The organism is Bradyrhizobium sp. 35 (genome assembly GCF_023073215.1).
GTDB classification, from domain to species: Bacteria; Pseudomonadota; Alphaproteobacteria; order Rhizobiales; family Xanthobacteraceae; genus Bradyrhizobium; species Bradyrhizobium canariense_D.
Genome location: NZ_JADPJC010000053.1, coordinates 231,738 through 254,262 on the forward strand (window position 1 = coordinate 231,738; position 22,525 = coordinate 254,262).

Consider the following 22,525-nt stretch of genomic DNA (forward strand, 5'->3'; position numbering starts at 1 on the left):
CGCGCAATTGGCTGAGCCGATTGTGCCGCTTGTGTCGGCGGCCATACAAAACACGCGGCGGCCGGGAAAGTTGCCGACACCGACTGTGACAGTCTCTTTAGCCGCTTATGAGCCCGGCCCGCAAGGCGCAATACCGGCGCCGCTGGCGTTGAAATAGCGCAGGCGGGGCTGGCAACCGGCGGCGATCATGTCGTCGTCTACTCAGCGATTATTAAAGGGCCGATGGCGGCTGAACAGCAGATAGATTGCGCGTGGGTTGGTGGTTAAATAGCGCCAGAACAGGCGGCGGGGCTCGAGCAAGGTGCGCCAAGCCCATTCCAGCCCGATCTTCTGCATCCATCGCGGCGCGCGGGCGCGGCTTCCCGACAAGAAGTTGAACAGGCCGCCGGATGTCTTGATGACGCCGACATTGGTGAGATGCGGGGTGAATTCCTCGACGAACGCCTGCTCGTTTGGCACGCCCAGCGCAACCCAGAGATAATCCGGCGCAAGCGCGTTGATCTCGTCGACCTTCGCGCGCAGCGCGTCGCCACGGAGATAACCGTGGCTGTAGCCAACGATCTTGAGGTTTGGATACATCTTTCGGACGTTCTCGACCGCAAGGGCGTTCTCGTCCTCGCTGGCGCCGAACATGTAGAAGGTGCGGCCGACCGCTTCAGCCTTGCGCGCGACGACGTGAAACAGGTCCGTCGTGGCGACCCGCTCGGGCAACGGAAACCAGGATTGTAGCCTGGACGCCGCCACCAGCGGCTGGCCATCGGCGTTGATCAGGTCAGCGCTGCGGAACAGGCGCTCGGTCTCGGGTTCGGTCGAGCACCGCGCCAGCACCTCGCCATTGGCCGAGGTCAGGTGCAGCGGACGGCCGATGCGATGGCGCGGATCGGTCGCCTCGATCATGAAATTTGCGGTCGCTTCCAGATCGAGTGCGGCCATGCGAAGGCCGCCGATGGTGATCCGCGGCACGTCGGCGGTTGCGGCCCGGCCATCGAGATTGATGCGGCGCTCAAGCATATTGTCTGCCTCGTTGGCGAGCTTGGGCCATAGGGGTGAGTTCGTCGAGCACGACGCCGACGAGCTTGCGCTCCGCGCGGCCGAGTGTGCTCAAGATCTCCTCCAGGCCGTCGTTGATGTCGAGGCTGGTCGGCAGCACCGCCACCAGCGCGTCGGCATCATCGAGCAGCTTACGGCTGCCGGCCGTGAGTGGCGCCGCGGGGCCGTCAAGGATCACAAGGTCATAGCCGCCGGCGGAGCGCGCCTGCTCGATGGCCTTGCGGATGGCGTCAGTGGCCTTGCCGGCGTCGCGTTCGGCGGCCGGCAATATCGAGATGCCGTTGAGTGTCTTGATCTCGCGCGCGGCCTTGCTGCCGATCGAAAGCCATCCGACCTTGCTGGGCTCGCTCTTGACGGGACGGCTGACCTTGTTCGAGAGCGGGTGCGCCTGATGGTCGGCATCGATCATCAGGACCCGGGCGCCGTCGCGCGCGGCCGCGAGCGCGAAATTCAGCGCGGTCACGCTGCGCCCGGTGGTCTCACCGGCACCGACGAGCGCGATGACCGGCATTGTCTTTCCGCCGGCGCGCCGGGCCGCCGTAGCGCGCATGTCGCGCCAGGCGTTGAGCAGCGTCGTCAGTGGAAAGCAGGGGCGCAGCGTTGGCCAGCCGAGCCGGGTGAGGTCGATGCCGCCGCCGGTGGCGAGAATGGCACCGAGCGTGTGGATGACGTCGGCCTCCTGGAGGCGCGCGATCAGCGGCTTTTCGATCAGGGGCTTCTCGACCATCGAAGGTTGCAGCGGCGGGGCGGCGAGTTCCGGCAGTGCCTCCGCGACTTCCGGGGCTCGCGAGACCGGCTGGGACCGGGCAGTCTCCGGCGCCCGCGAAGGCTCTGGAGCTCGCGGAGCTTGCGGCAACGGAGTGCGATTGGGACGGGCCGGCGCCGGTGCGAACGCACCGGCCACCAGCAGCTCTGCCGCGACGAACCAGCTCGATGCAGCGATTGCGCCGAAGATGAAGCCGATCATGGCGAACAGGCTCATCGCCGGCGGGAACGAGCGCCGCTGCGGCACCGTCGCTTCGCCGATGATTCGGGCCGCCGAGGTGTTCAGCGTCTCCTGCTCCTCGGTCTCGCGCGAGCGCTTGAGGAAGGATTGATAGACGTCACGGCTGGCATCGGCTTCGCGCTCGAGTTCGCGCAGGCGCACGGCGGCCTGGCTGAGCTGGACGCTCTGCCGCTTCTGCGCCTCCAGCGCCCGGCTGAGCGAGGCTTCAAAGTCGCGGGCGCGCGTCAAATCGTTCTTGGCGGACTGGGCGAAGCGGTCGATCTCTTCGTTGATGGTGCGCTTGAGATCCTCGACCTGCTTTTCGGTCTGGCGCAGCGCTGGATGACGCGGGCCGAGTTCGCCGGCCTGCTCCGCATATTTCTTGCGCGCGTCGGCATATTGCGCGCGCAGGTTGGCGATGGTTGGCGATTGCAGCGCCTCGGAGTTCGCGCCTGCATCTGCCGTCGTGCGCCGGCTCGCCTCGATCTGGTCGAGGCGCGCCTGCGCGTCCATCGTCGCGGCGCGGGCGGCGGAAAGCCGCTGGTTGCTGGCGGAAAGCTGCTGGTCGCTGATCAGCGCGTCCTGGGTGCCGACGAAATTGTTCTGGGCCTTGTAGGTCGCGAGCACGGTCTCGGCGTTGCGCAGCCGCTCGCGCAGTTCCTTCAGGCGGCCGGAGAGATCGTTGGTGGCGCGCCGCGCGGCTGACGCCTGCGAGTTGCGGGACTCCGCGAGGTAGGCGCTGGTCAGCGTGTTGGCGAGCATTGCCGCTTTCGCCGGATCGGTCGACCAGACTTCGATATCGACGATGAAGCTCTTCTCGGTCTTGCGGATCGTGATGTGCCGGTTCAGCGCCTCGAGGGCGGCGAGCTGCACTTCCTTTTTCTCCGCGGCGGAGGGCGCGTGGGGCTGAAGGCCGATCAGGCCGAGCAGCGACGACATCACGCCTTTGCCGTCGGCGCCGCCGCCGAATTCGGGATCCTTGTCCAGATCAGCCTGCTGGATCACCTGGAGCAGCACGCTGTTGGAGGTGATCAGGCGCGCCTGGCTCTCGACCACCATCGACATGCCGGAGACGTCCTGCGCGCGGGGCGTTAGCTCGCGGTCGACGAGCTGAAGCTCGCGCGGGTCGACATAGAGCTGGGCGGTGGCGGTGTAGCGGGGCGTCAGGCTCTTGCCCACGGTGACGGCAAGCGTCGCACCGAGCAGCGCGGCAACGGCAATCGCGATCTTCCGCCGCCAGAGCAGATTGACCAGCTCCAGCACGTTGAAGCCGGCCTGAGGCCGGTGCTGCGGGGCCTCCGGTCTGGCCCGATCTATCGGCTGGTTATAGTCAAGCATGATCCCCAGCTTTCATTCCAAGTGCCGCGAGCTGAGGGGGTACTCTTCGCTCTACGCCACGCACCTCAGATATAGGTGCCCACTCAACGCAACAGGGAAAATTAACCATACTCATTGAGGGACTATTCACCGAAATGGCAAACAAAGCGTTTAAGCGCGTGCCTCTCTTCGACGCGTCGTCGTGACGCGTGCGATGGCGCGGTCCTTCAGAGATTAACGGTTCGTTACCCCGTGCGGCGTGGCCGCGAGGCTTCGCTGGTCTTGCGATCGGCCGCGCGCGCACCATGGCCGTCAGCTTTTCCGCAGGATGACGTGATAATCGCCGCGGCGGACGTCGGTCCCGCGCGGGAGCACGGCGTTGAGAACGGCGGCGCCGGCGTCGACCAGGGCTGCGAACAGCGGCTTGCGCCGGCGCATCTCGGGATAGCGCGGGCTCTCGACCTCACGGCGGTAGATCATCTCGAGGCCACTGGCGGCGGCGAACGCTTCGAGCCTCGGCAGCGACACCAGGGGATGGAAGAAGGTCGGGAACGGCGGCTCGCCCGGCAGGCCGGCATCCTTGATGCCTCGAATGTGCCGGTAGAACCAGACGTGGAACCAGTGCGGCGAGTATTTGGTGACGACCCCGGACAATGAGCGCGGATTGGGCGCGCCGATCAGAATCATCCCGCCGCGCTTGAGCGCATCGCGGAAATTCAAGAGTGCGGCGTCGACCTTGGGAAGATGTTCGATCACGTTGTAGCAGATCACCAGATCGAAGGTCTCGCGCCCGAAGCGGTAGGTCTGGACGTCGCCGAGGATCGCTTCGTCCGCGTAGCTGTTGTTGCGAACCTGGTCCTCGTCGATGTCGACGACGGTGACCTTGCTGCGGTTCAGCAATTCCGGTGGCAGGACGCTGCACGAGCCGCCTCCGGCTTCGTAGGTGGCGAGCTGGCCCCGTGGCAGTTCGCGGCGCAGTACGTCGTGAACGGCGAGCAGGCTGTCGCGGGCTTCACCGGGGACGAGATCGTGCAGCGCCTGAGTGTGTGCAATGGCCGCGGGAATTTGGACCGCCGTGGTTGTCGCGAAATCGATCGTGGCTGGCTTGTTCATTTTTTTCGGACCGCGCTTGTTCGACTTAAATTTACAGGAAAAATCTCGTGTGCCCGTAGAGCAAATCCGATGCCGCGACGCTTCACCCGCCGCGGTGCTTACGATGGGGTTAATGAGCATGTGCGTTAACTACGGCATCCTCCGCGCCAGCCGCCGTCGGCACGGTGGACCGCGAATTGCAGTATCACGCGTGCAAGGTTTCGCGGCAGAAACACCCGAAAGCGGTTAAGTGCATGGATGGCGGAACATCGGCGGCCTTGGCGCCGTCGTCAGGCTCAAACCGGCCGTTCATTTTGGGACGCATCCGTCCCGGGGCGATGTGCCGTCGCGGGACGGCGCTGATCCCGGGATCGAAGCAGGGCTTTTTCAATCTATCTCGGACATCTAGAACGTCATGACATTGATCCCGACAGACCTGTCCGCCACGCGTATCTCGCATGCCGTGCGCGATCCCAACCGGGAGATCGCGGCCAGCTCCCGGATCATCGACCTGTCGGTTGGTATCGTCGTCTGCATCCCCTGCTTCCGCCGCCCGCAGCATCTGCGGTTGACACTGGACTCGCTCGCCAGCCAGCGCACCCCGCGCTCTTTCGCCGTCGTCATGGCCGAGAACGATGCGGTCCGGCGCGAAAGCGCGCCGGTGGCCGCGGAGTATCTCGCCGATGGCAGACTTCAGGGTGTCTGCCTGGTCGAGAAACGGCAAGGCAACGTCCAGGCGATCAACGCCGCCTTCGAGACGGCGCTGGCGCTGTTTCCCGCCGCGACCCGGTTCCTGATGATCGACGACGACGAGATTGCCTCGCCCGATTGGCTCGAGCTGATGGTCCGCACCGCGGAGGCGACCGGCGCCGATGTGGTCGGCGGGCCGGTGCTGCCGGTCTTCGAGGACCACCGCATGCCCTGGCTTTCGCGCCACCCCGTTTTCTGTCCCGCCTATGATTACAGCGGCGCTGTGCCCTTGATCTACGGCTGCGGCAATTGCCTGATCACGCGTGCGGCGTTCGAGAGCTTTGCCCGTCCCGCCTTCGACCCGCGCTTCAACTTCCTCGGGGGCGGCGACTGCGATTTCTTCGTGCGCTGCCGCGACGCCGGCATGACCTTCCACTGGACGGCGGAAGCAGTCATCACCGAGACCGTGCCGCAAAGCCGCACCAGTTTCGGCTGGATCGTGAAGCGAGGCCTGCGCATCGGCGCGATCAATTATCGTGTGCAGTCCAAGGCCGCGCAGGGCGCTGCGGCGCGAGTGTGGGTGTTTGCGCAGATGCTCGGGAGGTTGCCGCTGTCGCTGTTGCGCGCGGCCGCTCTGCTGAAATCGTCGAAAGCCGTCGTCGCGATGCATCCCGTGATGGTCGCGCTCGGCTCGGCGCTCGCCGCGTTCGGCATCGAACCGAAGCCCTATGAGGCCTCGAAGATCGTGTCCTGACGCCGAGGCGGCGGGCTAAATACCGAAGCAGGCGAGGGCGACCCTGACCGCGGAACGCGGCAGCGATTTGAGCGAGCGGCGCCCGACTATCCCGAGATAGGCGAAGGCCTGGCGATATCTACCGAAGCGGACCGCTTGCATTGCCGAATACGTGACGAGATGAACCTCGGCGGCCTGGCGCAGCCCGGCCGCCATGCCCGCGGGCAATCGCGCCATGATCAGCCCGTCGTCGAACACCCGCGCGATCGCCGGAAAGAAATCCTGTGGCGTCCGCACCGCCGCGTTCATGGTGTTGGCCGTGTGAAGGCGGTAGTCGAGCAGAAGGTTCGGCGCAAATTCGAATTCGCCGATCGCGGCAAGGCGGCACCAGCAGTGCCAGTCCTCGCAATATCTGAGCGAGACGTCGAACCCGCCGATGGCGCGGAAGGCCTCTGCACGTGCGAGCGCAATGCCGCCATTGACGATGAAGTTGCCGGCGGCGAGCCGCGCCAGCACGTCGCCGGACGGTTTGCGGCGGCCCTTGAGCAGATCCCGACGGCCGATCTGCCGTCCCTCGCTGTCGATCGTATTGTAGTCGCCGTAGACCAGAACCGCTCGCGGCGCGCCACGCGCAGCCGCCAGCAGCGCCGCGACCGCGCCGGGCCGCAGGCGATCGTCGGCATCGAGGAAGAGCAGCCATTGGCCGTTCGCATGCTGCGCGCCGAGATTGCGCGCTGCCGATACGCCGGCGGCGCCGTTGGTCATCAGGCGCAGTCGAGGGTCACGAATGGCGCGGACGATGGCGGGGGTATCGTCGGTCGAGCCGTCGTCCACGACGATCACTTCGGTGACCTCGGTTTGTGCCAGTGCGCTGGCGAGGGTTTCGCCGACATAAGCCGCAACATTCTTGGCCGGAATGACGACGGACACCGACGTGGTTGAGCCGACCTGCAGCGGGACGCGCGCCGCTGGAACGACGCGCGATGTGGCAGGCAATTCGAGAATGTCTTCCGCGGTGATCAAGATACGGCTCGCCTTTAACGGTCTGTTAACCAGGGCGCATCTGCGCTTGGCAATGCGATCGATCGCAACCCTGGCCGCCCTCGATGATACTCGCATCGGGAAAAAAGCGTCGCCACGAAGGCTGCCGCAGCGTTGGTTTCGTCAATTAGCGTTAAGCCGCCGGCATTAAGCCTGTGGCAAATTAGGAAGAGTGCGACAGCCGGTCCCATGCGAGAATGCGCATCAGGCCGCCGCGGATGGACACCAGTGCCCGCAAAGACATTCGACTACGATCCCGACGATATGGTCCTCAACCTGTTCTACGAGGACAAGGATGATCGCTGGTTTCCCGGCGACCGGCATCTGCGGCGCATGGCGCGTCGCATGCTGCTTGGCGAGCCGCGCATGAGCGGGCAGCTGCGCGTGTTCCTCAATCTCTGTGCGGGGCTCGATCGGCTCGGTATCCGCTATCGCGTCAACGACTATGGCTACATCGCGCGGCATCCGGGCGAACTCGCCTGCATCATCGGCCGCACCTTCTTGCTCGACAAGTTCGCCTGGAAAAATCCGATCCTGCTCGGCGTCGCCGCCCACAATCATCCGCTCGACGATCCCGACCTGTTCAAGCGCCTGCCGGTGAAGAAGGTCGTGGTGCCCGGCCCGTGGTACGCCGACATGTATCGGCCGCATTGGCCCGACACGGAGGCCTGGCCGATCGGCATCGACACGGATCTCTGGGCACCGCCGGCGACGTCGCAGAAGAGCGTCGACGTCCTGATCTACGACAAGGTGCACTGGGACCGCGATCGCTACGCGGCGGAGCTGATCGAACCCGTCCGCGCCCGGCTCACGAGGGAAGGCCGCTCGTTCGCCGAGCTGCGTTACGGCAGCTACAAGGAAGAAGACTATCGGGCCGCGCTCGCGCAATCGCGTGCGATGATCTTCCTCTGCCAGAACGAGAGCCAGGGCATCGCCTATCAGCAGGCATTGTCTTGCGGCGTGCCGGTGCTGGCCTGGGATCCAGGCGGGCCGTGGCGAGACCCCGACTACTATCCGCATCGGGTCCAATTCGCGCCGGTGTCGTCGGTGCCGTACTGGGACGATCGTTGCGGCGCCAAGTTCGTCGACATCGCCGGGTTTGAGGCGGGCTGGGATGATTTCTGGGCCGGGTGCGCCGCCGATACGTTCGATCCCCGCGGTTTCGTGCTGGACAACCTGACGCTGGAACAGCGCGCGCTTCAATATTACGAGATCGCGCGGAGCATCGTGCGGCAGCAGGCGGTGCCGCAGCGCCCCGCTGGACTGGTTGACGGATGCTTAACAGGGATCGGCTAAGACTTCGAGCTTCCCCCGGGCTTCACCACCAGCCTTGAGCCATGGATCGCAGCGCCATTGACATGACCGACGTCGAGGCCCGATCGTTCGGCGGCGTCCTGCGCGATGGGCTTGCAGGGGTCGACGCCGTGCGGGCGGCGCGCTGCCTCGTCGCAGTCGCAGCGCTGCTCCTCGTGCTGGTGACGCTCGATCCGTTTCCCGACCTGCGCAGCGAGGATGTCACCACCGTCGTCGGCGGACGAATGGCGCTCACTTATGTCGCCTGGGGCCTGCTGGCCGCGCTCGCAGTCCTGTTGGTCGCCGCAACGGATGCGCCCGCGCTTAAGACGCTGGTGACGCCGCTGCATCTCTGCCTGGTCGGCTGGCTGTTGATCAGCATCGTCTTCTCCGAGAATCGCGGAGTCTCGATGCAGCGCTTCATGCTCGCAGCCAGCGTGATGTCGCTCGCGGTGCTGTTGCCGTTGCTGCCGCCGACGCAGCGCAGCTTCAACCTGTGCCTCGGCGGCGCCGCCCTCGTACTGCTTGCGCTCTGCTATCTCGGCGTCTTCGTGGCGCCGCAATACTCGATCCACACCGCACTCGACGTCACCGAGCCGCAGTTGGCCGGCGACTGGCGCGGCAGCTTTGGTCACAAGAACATCGCTTCGCCGGTGATGACCATCCTGATTTATGTCGGCATTTACCTGTCTGCCATTGGTTCGTTCTTGATGGGGCCGGCCATCGCCGCGCTGGCTGGAATCTTCCTGATCTTCACCGGCGGCAAGACGTCGTCGGTACTGTGCCTTGCGATTTATGCGCTCGCCTCGCTGGTCTGCGTGACGCCGGGCCTGTGGCTGAAGCGGATCATCTGCTTCGTGCCGCTGATCGCGATGAACCTGCTGACGGTCGGCAGCGTCATGAGCCCGGCGCTCGGAGCGATGACGCGGCTGCTTCCGCTCGATCCCACCTTCACCGGCCGTTCCGCCATCTGGGAGTTCGCGCTCGCAGCTGTCGCGGAGAAGCCGATCATCGGTCACGGCTACGCCGCGTTCTGGGACGACGTGACCGCGCGGCAGACCGCCCAGGGCGCCGAATGGGCGACGAGCGCGGCGCACAGCCACAACAGCTATCTCGACCTCGCGGTCACCATCGGCCTGCCGGGGCTGTTGCTGGTGATCCTCGTCTTCGTGCTCGCGCCGCTCGGCAATTTCCAGACGGCCCGAACTCACAACCGCAGCGGTGCGTTGGCAAAGCTGTTCCTGACCGTATGGCTGTTCGGCCTGTATTACGGGGCCACCGAGACCTTCTTGCTCGAACGGCAAAATCCGATCTGGTTCATGTTCACTGTTGCCGTGGCCGGCCTGCACTTCCTGGCCAGGTTCCAATGCGTCGCGGAAATGGAACCGGACGACTTGTCGCAGCCGGTGCCGCCGCAATGGCATCGGCTTAACGATAAGCTGTGAGCTCACTTGTGGCCGCGACAAAACATAATCTATCTGGAAACGCCCAGTAATCGTATGTCCCGCGGATGACGATCCTCAGCGTCGAGCAACCAGATGGTCTTGTGTCCAGCGCGTCGGCAATCGCGGTCGATTTCGTGCGTGATTGGCCGCGGGCCGCATCGCGCCTGAACGCAGGCCATCGCACTGCATTCCAGCATGGCTACTGGCTCGGCGCCTGGTACGAGGCGTTCCACGATCTCTCGCCGCTGATTGCATTGATCTCCGATGCCACGACCGGCAGGGACATCGCAATCGTGCCGATGATCAGCCACCTCAGGCGCGGCATCCGCATCGTCGAATTCGCCGATCTCGGCGTTTCCGACAACAACGCGCCGATCCTGGCGCTCGATGCCGCGTTGGACGCGGCGGCGGCGGATGCGATCGGCACGGCGCTGATCGACGCATTGCGCGCATTGCCGGACCGCTTCGATTTGCTGCGCCTGAAGAAGATGCCGGCCCAGATCGGCGGCAACCCGAACCCGCTGGTGTCGCTCGGCCGGATCGGGTCCTGCTCGCTCAACGGCAACCTCGTGCTGACCGGCGACGACTATGAAGATTACCAGGCCTCGATCAAGCGCATGCAGATGCCACGCTGCTGGCGCGTCTTCAACCGTCACGCCGGCGCGCGATTCGAGATCGCCACCGATGTCGCGCGTGCGCGCGAGCTGCTGGACGTGATGGATGCCCAGCAGCAGGCGCGCATGCGAAAGCTCGGCTCGCGCTTCGTCCTCAACGACGAAACCCATGCGCAGTTCTATCGCGAGGTCGCGCGTCGGGGCGTCGCGAACGGTTATGCCGTCATCTCGGCGCTGGTTTGCGACGAGGCCATTGTCGCCACCGCGCTCGGCGTCAGGTTCGGTGAGACCTATTTCCTGCTGCGCATCAGCCACACCGGCGATTCCTGGTCGAACTGCTCGCCGGGGCTGCTCGTGACCGAGCGCACTATGGCGGCGCTGCATGCGGAAGGCGTGCGCCGTTTCGACCTCAGCATCGGCAACCAGGACTACAAGCGCCGCTTCGGCGCCGAGCCGGTGCCGCTGACGGATGTCAGCGTCGCGCTGTCCTGGCGCGGCATGCCCTTCGCGTGGCGCGACCACGCCGCGCAGGGCCTGCGTCGTCACCCCAGGCTTGCCGCCTTTGCGGCGCAGGCGATGGGCAAGAGGACGCGCTGACGCGCCGCCCTGGATTGTAGGGTCACTCGATTATCGCAATCGTTGTGTTATCGTCGCCTGTTTCCCGGAGGCGACATGGAAGATCGTTCGGCAAAATATCGCGCATTCTATGCACAGTTGATCAGCGCCGCGGCGAGGGCCGCGGACCCCCGTATCGAAGAAGCGTTTCGCACCGTCAGGCGCGAGACGTTCGCCGGACCCGGGCCGTGGTCGATCTCGGTTGGCGGCCACCCCTATGTTGTCACACCCGATGATGATCCCGCTTTCCTCTATCAGAACACGCTGCTCGCGCTCGACAGCGCGCGGGGTCTCAATATCGGGATGCCCGGCGCGCACGCCTATTGGCTCAGCGGTTGCGCGGTGAAGGAAGGCGAGACTGTGATCCAGATCGGCGCGGGGAGCGGCTATTACACCGCAATCCTCGCGCATCTCGTCGGCCCCGGCGGCCGCGTCCATGCCTACGAGATCGACGAACGTCTGGCAGGCCTCGCGCGCGAGAATCTGAAGGACATCGCCCATACGGACGTGCGGGATCGATCGGGCATCGCGTCCGATCTTCCCAAAGCCGACGTGATCTATGTCTGCGCGGGTGCGGCGCAGCCGGCCACCGAATGGCTCGATGCCTTGCTGCCCGGTGGGCGGCTGGTGTTTCCACTCGCGCCCGAAGGCATGATCGGCGGCATGTTGATGATCACGCGCCCCGACGAGGGGGCGGTCTGGCCCGCCAAATTCCTCGGGCGTGCCCAATTCATCGGCTGCGCGGGATTGCAGAACGCGGATGCCGCCCGGCGACTGGCCGAGGCGTTCGCAAGGGGGTGGGAGGGCGTGCAGTCGTTGCGGAGAGAGGGCGCTCCCGACGAGACCTGCTGGTTCGCCGGTGAGGGCTGGTGGCTGTCGACAGCGCCGGCGCCTGTCGCGACTGCGCCCATTAAGCCCAACGCGGACATCACGCAGGCCTAGTGGCTAGAGCATCATGACTTCGCGCAGCCGGCACAGTGAAAGCGGCCGCGTGAGGCCTTGAACAGGCTCCGGCAATACCAGCGCCGCGCCAGCGCCTGAGCGGGCCTGCGGATCATCTGCGCGATCAACAAGAGTTCGAAAGCCATTCGTATCGCTTTTGGTGAAATATCCTGGCCACAGAGATGGGGCGGCATCTCCAGAAGAGAATGCCGCCCAGATCGCACCTGCCATGCAGTGGTTCGGACGTAAAGCTTAACCGCGCTCAGCCGTGCAGCTTCCTGGCTGTCTCCGCGATCTGGCGGCCCTGATAGCGTGCGCCGGCGAGCTCGTTGGCGCTGGGCTGCCGGCTGCCGTCGCCTCCGGTGATCGTGGTGGCGCCGTAAGGCGCGCCGCCGGTGACCTCGTCGAGCTTCATCTGGCCGGCAAAGCCGTAATTCAGGCCGACCACGACCATGCCGAAATGCAACAGGTTGGTGATGATCGAGAACAGCGTCGTCTCCTGACCACCATGCTGGGTCGCGGTCGCCGTGAAGGCGCCGCCGACTTTGCCGTGCAGCGCGCCCTTGGCCCAGAGACCGCCGGCCTGGTCGAGGAAGTTCGCCATCTGCGAGGCCATGCGGCCGAAGCGGGTGCCGGTGCCGACAATGATCGCGTCGTAATTGGCGAGGTCGTCGATCGTGGCGACGGGGGCGGCCTGGTCGAGCTTGTAATAGGACGCCTTGGCGACCTCGGCCGGCACCAGCTCGGGTACGCGCTTGATGTCGACGGTGGCACCGGCTTCGCGCGCGCCTTCGGCAACGGCATTGGCCATCGTTTCGATGTGGCCATAGGCGGAATAATACAGGACGAGAACTTTGGTCATGATGTCTCCGATGGGATTGAGTGAGTGCTTTTTTTGGGTCGTCATGCCCGGGCTCGTCCCGGGCATCCACGTTCTTGTTCGCTCGTCGCGGGGCGTGGATGGCCGGGACAAGCCCGGCCATGACAGAGAGAGCCGTTACGCCGCGTCGACGAGCACGATCTCGGAATCTTCGAGTGCCGTGATTTTCAGCCTGTCCTCGTCGCGGATCGCGGCGCCGTCGCGGGCGTTGACGCGCACGCCGTTAATTTGGACTGACCCCGCCGCGGGCACCAGATAAAGGTGCCGCGACTTGTGCGGCACGTACTCGGCGCTCTCACCGGCCTTCAGCGTGGTGGCGAGCACCCGCGCATCGGCGCGGATCGGCAGCGCGTCCGTGTCATGCTCGAAGCCGCTCGCGATGGTGACGAGCTTGCCCGAGCGGTCTCCTTTCGGAAACGGCTTCGAGCCCCAGGTCGGCTGCCCGCCGCGCGCGGTCGGCTCGATCCAGATCTGGAAGATGCGTGTCTTGGTCGACTCGAGATTGTACTCGGAGTGGCGGATGCCGCTGCCGGCGCTCATCACCTGCACGTCGCCCGCTTCGGTGCGGCCTTCGTTGCCGAGGCTGTCCTGATGGGTGATCGCGCCCTCGCGCACATAGGTGATGATTTCCATGTTGGCGTGGGGATGGGCGGGAAAGCCGGTGTTCGGCGCGATCTCGTCGTCGTTCCAGACCCGCAAGGCGCCGTGACCCATGTTGTCGGGGTCGTAATGGCTTGCGAAGGAGAAATGATGCTTGGCATTGAGCCAGCCGTGATCGGCGCCGCCGAGCTTTGCGAAGGGTCTGAGTTCGATCATCTGCGTAATTCCTTGTTTTGGCGGATGGCGCCTTGATCAGGCGCCAAAACCGCCGTCGACGTTGAGCACCGTGCCGGTGACGAAGGAGGCTTCCGGACTTGCGAGGAACACGACGCCAGCCGCGACTTCCTCGGGGCGGCCGAAGCGCTGCAACGCGTGCTGCTTGCGCTGGGTCTCGGCGAACTCGCCGCCGTCCTTCGGGTTCATGTCAGTGTCGATCGAGCCGGGCTGCACCACATTCACGGTGATGCCGCGTGGGCCGAGGTCGCGCGCTGCGCCCTTGGTGTAACCGACCACGGCGGCCTTGGTGGCGACGTAGTCCGCAAGACCCGGGAACGAGGCGCGATCGGCGAGCATCGAGCCGACGGTGACGATGCGGCCGCCTTCGCCCATCAATTGCGAAGCGGCGCGGATCGCAGCGATCACGCCATGCACGTTGATGGCATCCTGGCGGGCGAGCGCTTCGGTGTCGGCATTGGCGTCACCGATCGCACCGCCGCTCGCGACGCCGGCATTGTTGACGAGGATGTCGAGATGGCCGAACTCCTTCGCGACGTCGTTGACGAGCTGCGTCACGTCCTTGGCCGAGGCCTGGTCCGCCTTGAAGGCGCGGGCATTGACGCCTCGGGCCTTCAACTCGGTGACGACGGCTTCCGCCTTTTCGGGAGAGGCAACGTAGCTGATCGCGACATCCGCGCCTTCATCGGCGAGGGCGCGAGCAGAGGCCGCGCCGATACCGCGCGAGCCACCAGTGACGAGGGCAACCTTGCCTGAGAGCTTCTTGGTCATTGGATTTCTCCATTCCTGAATTTCTGATGACCCTTGGATAAGCCTCTGTTTGTGGTATAGAAATAGAAACTGTCGAAACACATTGTTTCCTTAAACATCCCAATTGGATCCGCTTTCATGGCCAAACTCCCCGATTTCGAGGCGCTCGCGATTTTCGCAAAAGTCGTGGAATTACGGTCGTTTGCGGGGGCCGCTGGTGAGCTCGCGATGTCCAAGGCAACGGTGTCCAAGGCGGTCACGCGCCTCGAAGAGCGGCTCGGCGCCCGGCTGTTCAACCGCACCTCACGCCGGCTCGCGCTGACCGATGCCGGGCATAAGCTCGCCGAGCGTGCGACGCGCCTGCTGTCCGACGGCGAGGCGGCGGAGAACGAGGCGCTGGCGCAATCGGTCGCACCGCGCGGCCTCGTGCGGCTCGCCGTGCCCATGACATTCGGGATCAAGGCGGTGGCGCCGCTGCTGCCGGAGTTCTTCGAGGCGTATCCGGAGGTCTCGGTCGATCTGCACTTGAGCGATGCGACCATCGATTTGATTGGCGAGGGCTTCGACATGGCGGTGCGGATCGCGCGGCTGCCGGATTCCTCGCTGATCGCCCGCCGGCTCTTCACCATGCCGCGTTTCACGGTGGCCGCGCCGTCATATCTCGAGCAACACGGGCGGCCGACGCATCCGATGCATCTGGCCGAGCACAAATGCTTCAGCTACGCCTATCTCTCCACGCCCAACGTCTGGCACTACACCAACTCGGCCGGCGAGCAGGCCAGCGTACGTCCGGGCGGACAGCTCCGCGTCAACAACGGCGAAGCGGTGATGCCGGCGCTGATCGCCGGCCTCGGCATCGCCGACCTTCCGGAATTCATCGTCGGTGACGCCATCTCCTCCGGCGAGGTCGAAGTGATCCTGAAGGACTGGAAGCAGGTCGAAGGCGCCGTGCATCTGGTGACGCCACCTGGCGGCCCGCGCCCCGCGCGAGTCGAGGCGCTCGGTGATTTTCTCGCGGCGAAGCTGCCGGGGACGTGCAAGCGGCGAGTGCGCGGAAAGGCAAAGCCGTCTTAGAAAAGCCGTCGTAGAGCGAGCGGCTTCATCGACCTCCATCATTGCGAGGAGTGAAGCGACGAAGCAATCCAGAATGTCTCCGCGGAGGTATTCTGGATTGTTTCGCTGCGCTCGCAATGACGGGTTGGACTAAGACACCTTCTCACCATTACGCACCACAATTCGCAAGCTCGGCTTCAACGTCTCCTCCAGTTGCGACTTCAAATCATGAACACGCGGATCGCGCGAACGCTTCGCGCAGACCGCGTATTGGTGCACGGATTGCGCCAAGGCGCGTCGCGCTTCCGGCGTTCGCGTCACGTCCGGCTTTGAAAGCCGCAAGACGATGGCGGCGAGATTCACCAGCATCTCGTCCAGCGCCACGTCAATGGTCTGAAGTCTATTCATCGCTCCACTCCCTGGGAGGCAACGGTGAGCCCAGGGGGGCGTTCCTGACCGGGCGGAACATGGATAATGCTTCGTTAATCCCGCCGCGCGGCTTGTTCTTGCGGACGGTCACGCTAGGCTGGCAGCGAAATAAGAAAACAGGGGGAAATCTGCCATGGATCGACGCGATGTCCTGCGCGCGGCTGCCGCATTGCCGTTGTTGCCTGTGTTGTCGAGCGCGGCTTTCGCGCAAGCCTATCCCTCTCGCAACGTCACCATGATCGTGCCGTTTCCGGCCGGCGGCCAGGCGGATCTTGCGGCGCGCCCCGTCGCACAGGCGCTGGAGCGAATCCTCGGCAAGGCGGTCATCGTCGACAACCGCGCCGGCGGTGGCGGTGGATCCGTCGGCAATGCCGCGGCGGCGCGCGCCGAGCCCGACGGCTACACGCTGCTGATGACGCTGTCCTCGCTCGCGGTGCTGCCCGAGGCCGACCGGCTGTTCGACCGTCCGGTCGCCTACGAGCTCTCGCAGTTCATGCCGATCGCGCGGGTGCTGGCCGATCCCACGCTGCTCGCGGTGCCCGCCTCGGCGCCATGGAAGACCGCGCAGGATTTCGTCGAGGATGCCAGGAAGCGTCCCGGCCAGATCACCTACGGCTCATCGGGGCCTTACGGCACGCTGCACGTGGCGATGGAGATGTTTGCGAGCAGCGCCGACATCAAGCTGCTGCATGTGCCGTTTCGCGGCGCCGGACCGGCGCTCACCGCGCTGCTCAGCGGCACCGTGCAGGCGATCGCCGCCGCACCGGGAACGCTGAAGCCGCAAGTGGAGGACGGCAAGCTGCGCGTGCTCGGCAATTGCGGCGCCAAGCGCGTCGCAAGCTTCCCCGATGTGCCGACCTTCCAGGAGCTCGGTTACAAGGACGTCGAGATGTACATCTGGGCCGGACTCTTTGCACAGAGTGCTCTTCCCGCGCCGATCGCGACTCGCCTGCGCGAGGCGATGGCGCAGGTGATGACGAGCCCCGACGTGCTCAAGGCCTTCGAAACGTCGGGCAGTCTCGTTGCCTATCAGGACGCGCCGGCGTTTGCCGAGTTCGTGGCGGTCGACAGCGCGCGGCTGATTGCTGCGGTGAAGAAGATCGGCAAGGTCGAATAGGTTCCTGGCCCATTTTCACAATTTTTTGTTGGTCCAGAACCTCTCCGCGTCTCATTGATTGAACAGAATTCGAGAGACTCGCGAAGGAATCGGACATGCGAACAGAGCGGATCGCGCTGGGTGTGGCGCTTGCAATCGGCGGCATCGTCGCGCAAGGCGCTGCATCCGCTGAAGAGTATCGCGGAACCATGGAGCAGCAGATGGCCTGCACGCCGGATGTGTGGCGGCTGTGCAGCGATCAGATCCCTGATGTGAGCCGCATTACGGCCTGCTTGCGGCAGAATACGCCCCAGCTCTCCAGCGGCTGTCGCGCGGTGTTCCAGTCCAACAACCAGATGCCGCCGCAGCAGCAGGTTCCGGGCAATCGCGCCGCGCCGGCGCCGCGATACAACAATGTGCCGCCACCACCTCCGCAGGCGCAGCCGCGGCCTTATGACGATAGCGACGAGTAGTGCTGCCCAAGCATGATCGGGGCGCGCGCGCGCAGCAGTGGGCGCGAAGCGCGGTTGTGCCGCCTCGTTCAGCGCTCGCCCTTGCCGTCCGACTCAGGTCGATCCCGGAGCGCCGTCCGCATGATGGCGCCGAAGAGCAAAGCTGCCACCGGCCAATGGAACCAGATCTTGTGCATGCCGGTGAAAATATTGATCAGAATCAGAAAGGCCGACACCGTGAGGGCCGCCGCAACCGGGCGGGGCAGCTTCGCCAGTCCGTCTGAAACGAAGCCCATCCAATTGGATGACTCGGATCTGTCGCGGTGCGCGGCGTCAGTTTGCGAGCCCGCACTTGCGGTCTGAGATGTCAGGCGTTCGCCAGGCGGAAAGCTCCGTGCTTGAGCGGCTTGGCCGCTCATGGTCACACGATAGCTGGTCACGGGGAGCAATGTTTTTCATTGGACGCTGGCCGAGGCAGTCGAAGCCAACAGATAATTTGTTGTGCACCTGATCATAGGCGGAGCTGGAGATCACGATACCACCGGGTTCGGCAAGTTCTTGCAGACGCGCCGCGATATTGACCCCGTCTCCATAGAGGTCGGAACCATCCACCATCACATCGCCGAGATTGATGCCGATGCGAAACCGCATCGGGGGAGGTGGGCCCGAATCCTGGTTGGAAATTTCCTGCTGAATCTCGACCGCACACTGCACGGCTTCCACGACGCTGGCGAATTCGGCGATGACGGCATCGCCCCAGGTATTCACGATCCGGCCGTCATGGCGCTCCACCAATCGCGCGATGGCCGTGCGATAGCGGCGGAGTGTCTCCAGCGTTCCCGCCTCGTCTGCTTCCATGAGACGAGAATAGCCGTGCACATCAGCGCATAGCACGGTGGTCAGCCGCCGTTTGACCTTATCATCGGGCATGGTCCGTACATTAGCGTCCCTGACCGGCAAATGCATCAGGCATCCCCCAGCTGCCTTACGGCCTGACTTCGCAGACATCGACCCATTCAGCCCGGGTCAGCTCCGCCATCCGCTCCGGCGTGATGCGCACGGCGCTGTGGGTCGAGCCGGCGGCCGGCACCACCACGTCGAACGCTTTCAGCGAGACGTCGCAATAGACCGGCAGCGGCGCCTTTAATCCGAACGGGCAGACGCCGCCGACCTCGTGGCCGGTGATCTCGGCGACCTCTTCCAGTCCCAGCATTTTCGGCTTGCCGCCGAACGCCGCCTTCACCTTCTTGTTGTCCATGCGCGAAGTGCCGGCCGCGACGATCAGGATCACGCGCTCGCCGATCCGCAACGACAGCGTCTTGGCAATCCGTCCGGGCTCGACGCCATAAGCCTCGGCGGCCAGCGGCACTGTCGCGGAGCTGATCGGGGATTCGATAACTGATATGTCGGGGGCTTTCTCGGCGAAGAAGGCGCGAACGGATTCCAGGCTCATTCAGGTCGGCTCATTCCAGACTTACCGTTGGGCGGCGATGCCTAAGCAACTTGGCAGTTCCGAGAGCGCCCGGACGCGATGATCCGGCGCAAAGCCGAGCTCGTCCATCTGGGTGCGGATCGCCTTAAACATCGTCAGCGGTGCCACGAGTTCGTTCTCGACGCAAGCCAGCGCCATCGCTTCCGGCGTCACCCGTTCGATCCAGGCAACGTTCAGTCCGAATGCTTTCGCGCCCGCGACATCCCAGGGATTGGAGGAGACGAACAGCACCTCGTCAGGCGCGGTGCCGAGCACCTCGCCGATCAGCTCATAGGCCTCCGGGCTCGGCTTGAAGATCTTCTTCTCGTCGACGCTGATCGTGGCGTCGAGCAGGGCGTCGAGGCCGGAGTTGCGCACGAGCGCATTCAGCATGTCCGGACTGCCGTTGGAGAGGATGGCGAGCTTTCGCGGTTTCAGAGCCGTGAGCGCCGCCGTCGCATCCGGATAGAGATCGAGATGAAGGTACTTCTCGACGACGCGCTCGAATGCCTCATTCTCGTAAGCGAGCCCGAGCACGCGCAGCGTATAGGCAAGCGAGTCGCGCGTGATGGCTGCAAAGTCCTGGTAGCGCCGCATCAGCGAGCGCAACCAGGTGTATTCGAGCTGCTTGATTCGCCAGATCTGCGTGATGATCTCACCGTAGCCCGGAAACGCATCCTCGGTGGTCTCGGCGACCGACTGGATATCGTAAAGCGTTCCGTAGGCATCGAAGACAACGGCTTTGAGACTCAATTGACCTGTCCTCCGGGATCGTTGCGGTCCACGGACTATACAAGGCGCCGCGGTATCGATCCAACACGGAAACGCGAACTGAGCCCTCGCTTTTAAAGCCTGATCACGATCTTGCCGAAGTGTGAGCCGGTCCGCAGGTGCGCATACGCTTCGGGAACGTCGTCGAAGTCGTAGACCCGATCCACGATCGGGTGGATCGCGTGTTCGGTCAGGAAGCGATTCATCGCGGCAAAGTGTTCGACCGATCCGACGGTGACACCAATGATGTCGGCATTCTCCCACTGCAGGCGCGCGAGGTCGGGCTTGGGACCGAACCCCGTCAAGACACCGATCTGGACGATCTTGCCACCCGAAGCGACCGATCGCAGCGATCGGTCATAAGTGCCGGGACCGCCGAGTTCGAGGATGTGACTGGCACCTGCGCCATTCGTCGCCTTCATGAGGACGACATCCCAGTCAGGGGTGTCGCGGTAGTTGATGAGGATCGAGCCGCCCAGCGCCTTGGCGCGGGCGAGTTTTTCATCCGAGGAGGATATCACGATCGCACGCGCCCCCAGCGCCGCTGCGAATTGAAGCCCGAACAGCGCGACGCCGCCTGTTCCCTGGACCAATAGCGTGTCGCCTTTGTGCATCCCGCCGCGTGCGATGAGGCCATGGAAAGCCGTGACGCCGGCACAGGGCAGGGTCGCTGCCTCCACCGCGGACAGATGGGCCGGCACTGAGACCAGCGCGGTCGCCGGCAGCACGACATACTCAGCCAGCATTCCGTCCATCGTGTTGCCACCGAGGGATGACGGAATATAGCTGGACTTGAACGGCCCCGAGATCCAATCGCGGAAGAACGACGCAGCGACGCGGTCTCCGAGTCGCCATTGCGCGACGCCGGCGCCGATGGCGTCAACGACACCCGCACCGTCGGAGAGTGGCACGCGGCCGTTGATCTCGCCTTGGCCTGCACGGTCGAGGATCAGGAGGTCGCGGTAATTCAGACTTGCCGCTTCGACCCGAATGCGGACCTCGCCATTGGCGGGTTCGGGTTTGCTGATTTCGGCGCGCGCAAGGCGGCCAGCACCAGCATGGCCATTCAAATGGTAGGCTTTCATCGTTGCTCCCTTCACAAGTGGCATTCACTTGGACGAGCAAAGTCTTTAGGGTCTGACAGTGCTGTCAGGGTCAAGGGGCTTCAGATGAAAATCGGCGAACTCTCCCGGCGGACGGGGGTCAGCGTCCGAATGCTGCGCTACTACGAAGGCGAAGGACTGCTCACGCCGCTGCGGACGAACTCCGGCTATCGCGACTATGGCTTGGCCGAAGAGGAAACCGTACGGCGCACCAAGATGCTCGGCGGCGCGGGAATGACGCTCGAAACCATCAAGCGGTTGCTCCCATGCGTGAGGAACAACGATCCAGCTTTCACGCCGTGCAACGAGCTGCGAAAAATACTCACTCAGCAGGTCGGCCTGATCGACGAACGTATCGAGACGCTCAGCCAAAGCCGGACAATCCTGGCCGGCTTCCTCGCAGGCGTGAACTGATCGCATAACATAGCCATCAGATTCACCGCGCCAAAGTCTTAGGCCCTCAGGGCCGGAGCATGAGGGCTTCGATAGCAGCGTCGAAGCCCTCGATGCGCTGACGAGTACGCGCCTAGATCCCCAGCAGCTTGCGCGCGTTGGCCTTCAGCACCTTCGGCCGGATCTCGTCGCGGATCTCGATCTTGGCGAAATCCGACAGCCAGCGGTCGGGCGTGATCACCGGCCAGTCCGAACCGAACAGCATCTTGTCCTGCAGGATCGAGTTGATGTAGCGCACCAGGATCGGCGGGAAATATTTCGGCGACCAGCCCGAGAGGTCGATGTAGACGTTGGGCTTGTGGGTCGCGACCGACAGCGCCTCTTCCTGCCAGGGGAAGGAGGGATGGGCGAGAATGATCTTGAGCTCGGGGAAATCGGCCGCGACGTCGTCCATGTACATCGGGTTGGAATATTTCAGCCGCATGCCCATGCCACCGGGCATGCCCGAGCCGACGCCGGTCTGGCCGGTGTGGAACAGCGCGATCGCGCCGCCATTGTTGATCTCTTCATAGAGCGGATAGGCCATGCGGTCGTTGGCGTAGAAGCCCTGCATGGTTGGGTGGAATTTGAAGCCGCGCACCCCGTATTCCTCGATCAGCTTGCGCGCCTCGCGCACACCGAGCTTGCCCTTGTGCGGGTCGATCGAGACGAAGGGGATGAGAACGTCGAGATGGTCGGAGGCGATCTCCAGCATCTCCTCATTCTTGTAGCGGCGGAAGCCGGTCTCGCGCTCGGCGTCGACCGGGAAGATCACCGCGGCGATGTTCTTGGACCGATAGTAGGCGGCGGTCTCCGGCACGGTCGGCGGATGCTTGTGCGGCGACTTGAAATAGTCCGCCATCTGCGCCTGGAAGTCGTCATAGCCGTCGTCGGGATGGGTGCCGCAGGGCTCCTCGGCGTGGGTGTGGATGTCGATGGCAACGACGTCGTCGATGTTCGGCAGCTTCAGCTTCGGCATGGGTTTCCTCCCGACGGGTTGTCGAATTGATTATATGATATAACGAATTTGGCAAGGCATTGTGGGGACAAGGCGTTGTGGGATCGGCGTCGTCCGAGATGATTGAGCCCGATCCGGCCGCTTCTACTTTGCATCGGGTTGTTTTCCTGAATTTGCTGGGTGCGATCGGGCCAGTTAACATTGACATCCGGTCCTCCCATGCCTTAAGAACCGCCCCGTCCCGGGCGGTCGGTCCGCCAGCGGGAAAATCTCATTTTGCCTCATTCGCGCGTGCCGAAACGGTAGTGCCGAACACGGCCTTTCGAACGTTCAGGATTCTGCCATGAAGGTCCGTAACTCGCTGAAATCGCTGCGCGGTCGCCATCGCGCCAACCGCCTGGTCCGCCGCAAGGGCCGGGTCTATGTGATCAACAAGGTGCAGCGCCGCTTCAAGGCTCGCCAGGGCTGATCTGGGCGGC

23 protein-coding genes and 1 pseudogene are annotated in these 22,525 nt (G+C 64.3%); 10 read left to right on the top strand and 14 right to left on the bottom strand.

Annotated features, from left to right (window positions below):
- Positions 1-201: 201 nt before the first annotated feature.
- From IVB36_RS11410 to IVB36_RS11420, 3 genes are all read right to left on the bottom strand, one after another.
- A complete protein-coding gene (locus IVB36_RS11410) occupies positions 202-1,011 on the bottom strand; it encodes a WecB/TagA/CpsF family glycosyltransferase (RefSeq protein WP_018453397.1) in 810 nt (269 codons plus the stop codon).
- Positions 1,004-3,373, bottom strand: coding sequence for an exopolysaccharide transport family protein (locus IVB36_RS11415; RefSeq protein ID WP_018453398.1), 2,370 nt, complete (start codon positions 3,371-3,373; stop codon positions 1,004-1,006). Before IVB36_RS11415 ends, IVB36_RS11410 begins: the two co-directional genes overlap by 8 nt.
- A 291-nt stretch (positions 3,374-3,664) precedes the next feature.
- A complete protein-coding gene (locus tag IVB36_RS11420; protein WP_018453399.1) occupies positions 3,665-4,465 on the bottom strand; it encodes a methyltransferase in 801 nt (266 codons plus the stop codon).
- Positions 4,466-4,859: 394 nt separating this feature from the next.
- On the opposite strand from IVB36_RS11420, the gene IVB36_RS11425 reads away from it, so the two are divergent.
- Positions 4,860-5,888 carry a glycosyltransferase gene (locus IVB36_RS11425; protein ID WP_018453400.1) on the top strand — a complete coding sequence of 343 codons (1,029 nt, stop codon included), beginning with the start codon at positions 4,860-4,862 and terminating at the stop codon, positions 5,886-5,888.
- A gap of 15 nt (positions 5,889-5,903) precedes the next feature.
- Here IVB36_RS11425 and IVB36_RS11430 read toward each other — a convergent pair whose 3' ends face one another.
- Entirely contained in the window at positions 5,904-6,890 is a 987-nt protein-coding gene (locus IVB36_RS11430; RefSeq protein ID WP_018453401.1) for a glycosyltransferase, read from the bottom strand.
- Between the two features lie 246 nt (positions 6,891-7,136).
- Here IVB36_RS11430 and IVB36_RS11435 point away from each other — a divergent pair, with 246 nt between their 5' ends.
- From IVB36_RS11435 to IVB36_RS11450, 4 genes are all read left to right on the top strand, one after another.
- Positions 7,137-8,204, top strand: a complete 1,068-nt coding sequence (locus IVB36_RS11435; protein WP_018453402.1) for a glycosyltransferase — start codon at positions 7,137-7,139, stop codon at positions 8,202-8,204.
- A 41-nt stretch (positions 8,205-8,245) separates the two neighbouring features.
- The gene (locus IVB36_RS11440) at positions 8,246-9,646 is read left to right on the top strand and encodes an O-antigen ligase (RefSeq protein ID WP_018453403.1); all 1,401 of its coding nucleotides are present in this window, start codon (positions 8,246-8,248) and stop codon (positions 9,644-9,646) included.
- A 65-nt stretch (positions 9,647-9,711) separates the two neighbouring features.
- Complete coding sequence (locus IVB36_RS11445) at positions 9,712-10,857, top strand: GNAT family N-acetyltransferase (protein ID WP_247299339.1); 1,146 nt, start codon at positions 9,712-9,714, stop codon at positions 10,855-10,857.
- 75 nt (positions 10,858-10,932) lie between these two features.
- The gene (locus tag IVB36_RS11450) at positions 10,933-11,817 is read left to right on the top strand and encodes a class I SAM-dependent methyltransferase (RefSeq protein ID WP_085350128.1); all 885 of its coding nucleotides are present in this window, start codon (positions 10,933-10,935) and stop codon (positions 11,815-11,817) included.
- A gap of 3 nt (positions 11,818-11,820) precedes the next feature.
- Here the strand turns inward: IVB36_RS11450 and IVB36_RS11455 are convergent, their stop codons facing one another.
- The 4 genes from IVB36_RS11455 to IVB36_RS11470 all read right to left on the bottom strand — a co-directional run bounded on the left by IVB36_RS11455 (position 11,821) and on the right by IVB36_RS11470 (position 14,302).
- Positions 11,821-12,048: a hypothetical protein gene (locus tag IVB36_RS11455; RefSeq protein ID WP_157642889.1), complete on the bottom strand. Its 228-nt coding sequence runs from the start codon at positions 12,046-12,048 to the stop codon at positions 11,821-11,823.
- 31 nt (positions 12,049-12,079) lie between these two features.
- Positions 12,080-12,679 (bottom strand): NAD(P)H:quinone oxidoreductase, encoded by a 600-nt coding sequence (gene wrbA, locus IVB36_RS11460; protein ID WP_018453406.1) that lies wholly within the window; start codon positions 12,677-12,679, stop codon positions 12,080-12,082.
- A gap of 135 nt (positions 12,680-12,814) precedes the next feature.
- On the bottom strand, positions 12,815-13,513 hold the full coding sequence (locus IVB36_RS11465) for a pirin family protein (protein ID WP_018453407.1): 699 nt from the start codon (positions 13,511-13,513) through the stop codon (positions 12,815-12,817).
- Between the two features lie 36 nt (positions 13,514-13,549).
- The gene (locus IVB36_RS11470) at positions 13,550-14,302 is read right to left on the bottom strand and encodes an SDR family oxidoreductase (protein WP_247391504.1); all 753 of its coding nucleotides are present in this window, start codon (positions 14,300-14,302) and stop codon (positions 13,550-13,552) included.
- Between the two features lie 117 nt (positions 14,303-14,419).
- Here IVB36_RS11470 and IVB36_RS11475 point away from each other — a divergent pair, with 117 nt between their 5' ends.
- Positions 14,420-15,355, top strand: coding sequence for a LysR family transcriptional regulator (locus tag IVB36_RS11475; RefSeq protein ID WP_085350126.1), 936 nt, complete (start codon positions 14,420-14,422; stop codon positions 15,353-15,355).
- 129 nt (positions 15,356-15,484) lie between these two features.
- On the opposite strand, the gene IVB36_RS11480 is transcribed toward IVB36_RS11475, so the two are convergent.
- On the bottom strand, positions 15,485-15,742 hold the full coding sequence (locus IVB36_RS11480) for a hypothetical protein (RefSeq protein WP_026232525.1): 258 nt from the start codon (positions 15,740-15,742) through the stop codon (positions 15,485-15,487).
- Positions 15,743-15,896: 154 nt separating this feature from the next.
- On the opposite strand from IVB36_RS11480, the gene IVB36_RS11485 reads away from it, so the two are divergent.
- Both IVB36_RS11485 and IVB36_RS11490 read left to right on the top strand, forming a co-directional pair.
- A complete protein-coding gene (locus IVB36_RS11485) occupies positions 15,897-16,880 on the top strand; it encodes a tripartite tricarboxylate transporter substrate binding protein (protein ID WP_018453411.1) in 984 nt (327 codons plus the stop codon).
- Positions 16,881-16,975: 95 nt separating this feature from the next.
- Positions 16,976-17,332, top strand: coding sequence for a hypothetical protein (locus IVB36_RS11490; protein WP_018453412.1), 357 nt, complete (start codon positions 16,976-16,978; stop codon positions 17,330-17,332).
- A 68-nt stretch (positions 17,333-17,400) separates the two neighbouring features.
- On the opposite strand, the pseudogene IVB36_RS11495 reads toward IVB36_RS11490, so the two are convergent.
- The 4 genes and pseudogenes from IVB36_RS11495 to IVB36_RS11510 form a co-directional block, all read right to left on the bottom strand.
- Positions 17,401-18,241: pseudogene (locus IVB36_RS11495) on the bottom strand (adenylate/guanylate cyclase domain-containing protein).
- A 55-nt stretch (positions 18,242-18,296) separates the two neighbouring features.
- A complete protein-coding gene (locus IVB36_RS11500) occupies positions 18,297-18,764 on the bottom strand; it encodes a YbaK/EbsC family protein (RefSeq protein WP_018453414.1) in 468 nt (155 codons plus the stop codon).
- A 21-nt stretch (positions 18,765-18,785) separates the two neighbouring features.
- Positions 18,786-19,535 (bottom strand): haloacid dehalogenase type II, encoded by a 750-nt coding sequence (locus tag IVB36_RS11505; RefSeq protein ID WP_018453415.1) that lies wholly within the window; start codon positions 19,533-19,535, stop codon positions 18,786-18,788.
- A 92-nt stretch (positions 19,536-19,627) separates the two neighbouring features.
- The gene (locus IVB36_RS11510) at positions 19,628-20,638 is read right to left on the bottom strand and encodes an NAD(P)-dependent alcohol dehydrogenase (RefSeq protein ID WP_026232526.1); all 1,011 of its coding nucleotides are present in this window, start codon (positions 20,636-20,638) and stop codon (positions 19,628-19,630) included.
- Between the two features lie 84 nt (positions 20,639-20,722).
- On the opposite strand from IVB36_RS11510, the gene IVB36_RS11515 reads away from it, so the two are divergent.
- Entirely contained in the window at positions 20,723-21,070 is a 348-nt protein-coding gene (locus IVB36_RS11515; RefSeq protein ID WP_018453417.1) for a MerR family transcriptional regulator, read from the top strand.
- Positions 21,071-21,182: 112 nt separating this feature from the next.
- On the opposite strand, the gene IVB36_RS11520 is transcribed toward IVB36_RS11515, so the two are convergent.
- Positions 21,183-22,067, bottom strand: coding sequence for an amidohydrolase family protein (locus IVB36_RS11520; protein ID WP_247299343.1), 885 nt, complete (start codon positions 22,065-22,067; stop codon positions 21,183-21,185).
- Positions 22,068-22,389: 322 nt separating this feature from the next.
- Here IVB36_RS11520 and ykgO point away from each other — a divergent pair, with 322 nt between their 5' ends.
- Positions 22,390-22,515, top strand: coding sequence for a type B 50S ribosomal protein L36 (gene ykgO, locus IVB36_RS11525; protein WP_006611362.1), 126 nt, complete (start codon positions 22,390-22,392; stop codon positions 22,513-22,515).
- Positions 22,516-22,525: the final 10 nt, after the last annotated feature.

Excerpts from the sequence above, each read along its gene's own strand:
- IVB36_RS11475 (WP_085350126.1), top strand. The coding sequence starts at position 14,420 with ATGGCCAAACTCCCCGATTTCGAGGCGCTCGCGATTTTCGCAAAAGTC.
- IVB36_RS11510 (WP_026232526.1), bottom strand. The coding sequence starts at position 20,638 with ATGAAAGCCTACCATTTGAATGGCCATGCTGGTGCTGGCCGCCTTGCG.
- IVB36_RS11500 (WP_018453414.1), bottom strand. The coding sequence starts at position 18,764 with ATGAGCCTGGAATCCGTTCGCGCCTTCTTCGCCGAGAAAGCCCCCGAC.
- IVB36_RS11420 (WP_018453399.1), bottom strand. The coding sequence starts at position 4,465 with ATGAACAAGCCAGCCACGATCGATTTCGCGACAACCACGGCGGTCCAA.
- IVB36_RS11470 (WP_247391504.1), bottom strand. The coding sequence starts at position 14,302 with ATGACCAAGAAGCTCTCAGGCAAGGTTGCCCTCGTCACTGGTGGCTCG.
- IVB36_RS11445 (WP_247299339.1), top strand. The coding sequence starts at position 9,712 with ATGACGATCCTCAGCGTCGAGCAACCAGATGGTCTTGTGTCCAGCGCG.
- IVB36_RS11490 (WP_018453412.1), top strand. The coding sequence starts at position 16,976 with ATGCGAACAGAGCGGATCGCGCTGGGTGTGGCGCTTGCAATCGGCGGC.
- IVB36_RS11520 (WP_247299343.1), bottom strand. The coding sequence starts at position 22,067 with ATGCCGAAGCTGAAGCTGCCGAACATCGACGACGTCGTTGCCATCGAC.
- IVB36_RS11480 (WP_026232525.1), bottom strand. The coding sequence starts at position 15,742 with ATGAATAGACTTCAGACCATTGACGTGGCGCTGGACGAGATGCTGGTG.
- IVB36_RS11465 (WP_018453407.1), bottom strand. The coding sequence starts at position 13,513 with ATGATCGAACTCAGACCCTTCGCAAAGCTCGGCGGCGCCGATCACGGC.
- IVB36_RS11450 (WP_085350128.1), top strand. The coding sequence starts at position 10,933 with ATGGAAGATCGTTCGGCAAAATATCGCGCATTCTATGCACAGTTGATC.
- IVB36_RS11455 (WP_157642889.1), bottom strand. The coding sequence starts at position 12,048 with ATGGCAGGTGCGATCTGGGCGGCATTCTCTTCTGGAGATGCCGCCCCA.
- wrbA (WP_018453406.1), bottom strand. The coding sequence starts at position 12,679 with ATGACCAAAGTTCTCGTCCTGTATTATTCCGCCTATGGCCACATCGAA.
- IVB36_RS11440 (WP_018453403.1), top strand. The coding sequence starts at position 8,246 with ATGGATCGCAGCGCCATTGACATGACCGACGTCGAGGCCCGATCGTTC.
- IVB36_RS11485 (WP_018453411.1), top strand. The coding sequence starts at position 15,897 with ATGGATCGACGCGATGTCCTGCGCGCGGCTGCCGCATTGCCGTTGTTG.
- IVB36_RS11415 (WP_018453398.1), bottom strand. The coding sequence starts at position 3,373 with ATGCTTGACTATAACCAGCCGATAGATCGGGCCAGACCGGAGGCCCCG.
- IVB36_RS11410 (WP_018453397.1), bottom strand. The coding sequence starts at position 1,011 with ATGCTTGAGCGCCGCATCAATCTCGATGGCCGGGCCGCAACCGCCGAC.
- IVB36_RS11515 (WP_018453417.1), top strand. The coding sequence starts at position 20,723 with ATGAAAATCGGCGAACTCTCCCGGCGGACGGGGGTCAGCGTCCGAATG.
- ykgO (WP_006611362.1), top strand. The coding sequence starts at position 22,390 with ATGAAGGTCCGTAACTCGCTGAAATCGCTGCGCGGTCGCCATCGCGCC.
- IVB36_RS11425 (WP_018453400.1), top strand. The coding sequence starts at position 4,860 with ATGACATTGATCCCGACAGACCTGTCCGCCACGCGTATCTCGCATGCC.